Origin of the sequence: Streptomyces sp. DvalAA-14 (assembly GCF_900091855.1) — a bacterium.
GTDB lineage: Bacteria > Actinomycetota > Actinomycetes > Streptomycetales > Streptomycetaceae > Actinacidiphila.
Genome location: NZ_FMCH01000598.1, coordinates 1 through 3855, shown reverse-complemented (window position 1 = coordinate 3855; position 3855 = coordinate 1). Strand labels below are relative to the sequence as shown.

At 72.6% G+C, this 3855-nt stretch carries 4 protein-coding genes and 1 pseudogene; 4 read left to right on the top strand and 1 reads right to left on the bottom strand.

Annotated features, from left to right (window positions below; translation table 11 throughout):
• Window positions 1-333: pseudogene (locus GA0115240_RS32115) on the bottom strand (radical SAM protein); the annotation flags it as partial.
• A gap of 245 nt (window positions 334-578) precedes the next feature.
• Here GA0115240_RS32115 and GA0115240_RS32110 point away from each other — a divergent pair.
• The 4 genes from GA0115240_RS32110 to GA0115240_RS32095 all read left to right on the top strand — a co-directional run bounded on the left by GA0115240_RS32110 (window position 579) and on the right by GA0115240_RS32095 (window position 3825).
• On the top strand, window positions 579-941 hold the full coding sequence (locus GA0115240_RS32110; RefSeq protein ID WP_093742245.1) for a hypothetical protein: 363 nt from the start codon (window positions 579-581) through the stop codon (window positions 939-941).
• A complete protein-coding gene (locus tag GA0115240_RS32105) occupies window positions 938-1342 on the top strand; it encodes a hypothetical protein (protein ID WP_093742243.1) in 405 nt (134 codons plus the stop codon). The genes GA0115240_RS32110 and GA0115240_RS32105 overlap by 4 nt, the downstream gene beginning before the upstream one ends.
• Window positions 1339-1713: a hypothetical protein gene (locus GA0115240_RS32100; RefSeq protein ID WP_093742241.1), complete on the top strand. Its 375-nt coding sequence runs from the start codon at window positions 1339-1341 to the stop codon at window positions 1711-1713. Before GA0115240_RS32105 ends, GA0115240_RS32100 begins: the two co-directional genes overlap by 4 nt.
• A gap of 123 nt (window positions 1714-1836) precedes the next feature.
• Window positions 1837-3825: an ABC transporter ATP-binding protein gene (locus tag GA0115240_RS32095; protein WP_141709041.1), complete on the top strand. Its 1989-nt coding sequence runs from the start codon at window positions 1837-1839 to the stop codon at window positions 3823-3825.
• Window positions 3826-3855 lie beyond the last annotated feature (30 nt).

Genomic DNA, 3855 nt, shown 5'->3' with positions numbered 1-3855 from the left:
GGCCACCGGCGCCGGCACGCCCGCCGAGCGGGCCCAGAACATGCCGGTCAGCAGGAAGGCCGCTGTCCCCGCGGCGCGGCAGCGCTCGGCCAGGTCGCGCACCAGCCGGGGCCGCAGCAGCGGCTCGCCGCCGGTCAGCAGCGCGACCGCGGGCGGACACGGGCCGGCGAAGCCGTCCGCGAACCGCAGCAGCGCCCCGGCGGGCGGATCGCCGCCCCGGGCCGTGGCGTCCGTCGAGCAGTGCGCGCAAGCCAGCGGGCAGCGCCCGGTCAGGGCCAGCACGACACCCGCTCCGGGAACGGGGCGCAGCGCCAGATACTCCGCCAGATGCATGCCCACCACCTCCGAAGTACCGGGGCCACCAGGACGCAGCATGGCCGACCCGGCTTTCGTCGGAGCTTGCCGACGGTTCATTTCCGGTAGGTCCGCCCCGCGCCACGGCCCGTGGCGTGGGCACTGTTCACTCGCATACCTCGGCGATACCGAACCTGAACCGGCCGCTCCTAGCGTCATCTCCCGAGCAGCCCCGGACCCCACCCCCTCGGGTCGGGCAAGGCATCGAAGCCAGGAGGACGATCATGAACGAGGACCTGAGCCCCGAGTCCATGCGCGAAGCCAGTGAGCAGCTCATCCGTGTCGTGACGAGCCCGGAGTACCTCGAGCTCGCCGCCGAGATCAACGCCCTGCCCGTCGACGAGCGCTTCGAGGCCACCGCCGAGCGGCTGACCCCGGAGGCGCTGCGGACCCGCGGCCTGGAGCTGCCCGAGGCGCTGCGGATCAGCCCGCGCTGGTTCGAGCCGCCGACGGCCGGCGTGCTCACCGCCGACGACGTGCTCGCCCACGGCGCCAACGTCGCCGCCCCGGTCGCGCCCGGCGGCACGCTGTGCGTGTCCGTCGGTGAGATCGTCTGCGTCTCCTACGGCTCCAGCGCCGCCGAGTGACCGCCGGGCCCCTCTCCCTCGTCGACGCCGAGGACGAAGGCGATCTGCTGGCCGGCGGCGTCCACCCCGAGCTGTCGCGGTGGATGGCCGAGGGGCTGCAGGCGATCGGCGCCTACGCGGCCACCGAGCCGTTCCAGCGGATGTACCGCGAGATGGGCGCGATGTCGCTGGAGGACAAGGCACTGTTCGTGCGCACCGTCCTGCTGAACCCCGAGGAGCTGGACCGGCGGGGCCTGACCCCGCCGGCGGGGATCCGGTTCCAGCGCTCGGAGTTCGGCGACCGGCGGCCCACCGTCTTCTGCGTCAGCAAGGCGCTGCCCGAGGGCGCCTTGTGGAAGCGCATCACCATCACCTACGACCACGGCGACAGCTTCCCGGTGCAGGAGGGCGGTAACCGATGACGGTGGACACTGCGGTCCCGGCGATCTCCATCGACGACGTCGACCTGGAGACCAAGCGCAGCTGGATGCTGGAAGCGCTCATGGACATCTACACCTATGCGCGCACCCCCGGCTTCCAGGCCGTACTGGCGGAGATGAACGAACTCCCCACGCTGCAGGACAAGGACCGGTTCGTCCGGACCGTGCTGCTCGCGCCGGCCGAGCTGGAGCGGCGCGGCATCACTCCGCCCGAAGGGGTGGTGGTGCAGCGGTCCCGGTTCATGGACGACCGGCCGACGGTGTTCTGCGTGGTCAAGTACCTGCCGGACCCGACCCGCAAGATGACGCTCACCTTCGACCAGGGCAAGATGCTCTGGCCGACGCAGTTCTGACCCGGACCACGGGACCACCGGACGCGGGGGCGGCGGAGCCAGGCTCCGCCGCCCCCGCGTCCTTTCGTGCTCATCGTCGGTGCCCGGCGCCCGCTCGACGCCGACGGGAAAGGATGGCAGCTCATGGGTGCGTCCACGACAGCGGGCGGGCAGTCACGGCAAACCACCTACCCGCCGGGCCTGCGCGGCCTGGCACGCTTCGCCGCGGAGCGCCGGACCGCGCTCTTCGCGGCGTTCCTGCTGATCCTGGTGGCCGACGCGGCCACCTTGGCGCAACCGATCGTCACCGGCCACCTGCTGGACGCGGTGATCGGCGGGCGCGGCATCGGCCGTATCGTCGCCCTGCTCGTGCTGATCTTCGTGGTCGGCGCGGTGCTGACCGGGATCGGCGGCTACGTGCTCAGCCGTACCGGGGAGGCGGTCGTACGGGACCTGCGGGTACGCCTCGGCGCGCATCTGCTGTACCTGCGGATCGCGGAGCACGACCGCCGGCGCTCGGGCGACCTGCTCTCCCGGGCCAGCGGCGACACCATGATGGTGCGCTCCATCGTCACCACCGGCCCGGTCACCGCGGTCACCGGGGCCATCACCCTGATCGCCTCGCTGGTGCTGATGGCCAGGATCGACCTGACGCTGCTGGGTGTGACGGTGGCGACCATGGCGGTCAGTTTCGGCGCGGTGTTCACCGTGCTGCCCCGGGTCAAGCCGGCCGCGATGCAGACCCAGGCCAGCGTCGGACGGCTGATCGCCGTGCTGGACCGTTCGCTGCGGGCGATCCGGACCGTCAAGGCCAGCCGCGCCGAGGAGCGCGAGCTGCGGGAGATCGAGGAGCAGGCGGCCGGCGCCTACACCGGCGGCCTGAAACTGTCCCGGATCCAGTCGCAGATCACCCCGGCGATCACCCTGGGCGTCCACGGTTCCTTCCTGGTGGTGCTCGGCCTCGGCGGCGCCCAGGTCGCGGCGGGGCATCTGACGATCTCCCAGCTCATCTCCTACCTGCTGTACCTGACCACGCTGGCCGTACCGCTGGTCAGCGTCGGCCAGTTGATGTCCGACCTGCAGCGCGGCCTGGTGTCCTTCAACCGGGTCAACGAGATCCTCGACCTGGAACTCGAACCCGTCTTCGCCGAGCCCGCCGGTGAGTTGGAGACGATGGCGCACGCGGCGGCCGGCGGCGCCGCCGAGATCACCTTCGACGACGTGGCGTTCGGCTACAACGAACGGCGCATCCTGGACGGGGTGAGCTTCCGGGTCACCCCCGGCAGTCACACCGCCGTGGTCGGCCCCTCGGGCGCCGGCAAGTCCACCCTGCTGGCCCTGGTGGAGCGGTTCTACGAGGCGGACGCCGGCCGGGTGCTCATCGACGGCCGGGACGTCACCGGGATGCCGCTGAACGAACTGCGCCGCATGATCGCCTACGTGGAGCAGGAGACCCCGGTGCTGGCCGGCACGGTGGGCGCCAACATCCGCTACGCCTGCCCGGACGCCTCCGACGACGCGGTCGACGCGGTGGTCGCCCAGGTGGGCCTGACCGGGCTGATGGAACGGCTGCCGGACGGCCTGGACACCGACGTCGGCGACGCCGGGGTCCTGATGTCGGGCGGTGAGCGGCAGCGCATCGCCATCGCCCGCGCGCTGCTCGGCCGGCCGCGGGTGCTGCTGCTGGACGAGGCCACCTCGCAACTGGACGCGCTCAACGAACTGGCGATGCGTGACACCGTGCGCAACGCGGCCGGACCGCGGTGCACCGTGGTGACGGTCGCCCACCGGCTGTCGACCGTGGTGGAGGCGGACAAGATCATCGTGCTGGCGGGCGGCCGGGTGGCCGGCAGCGGCACCCATCAGGAACTGCTCGCCGACAACACGGTCTACCAGGAGCTGGTCCAGGGCCAGTTGCTGCCGGCGGCGACCGGGCTGCCGGCCGGCCCGCACCCGGCGGCCCCGGACGGCGGTGGACGGCTCGGTCCGGTCGAAACCCGCGGTTCGGTCGAAGCCCTCGGCGACCTCGACGACGCGGACGAGCCGGAGGTGCTGGCGGCCGGCGCCGACGCGCTGGAGATGTGGCGCCGGGCCCAGCGCGGCAAGCCCGGCATGCGCTGGCTCGGCCCCTGAGCCGGCCGGCCCGGACGGAGCGGGCGGCCC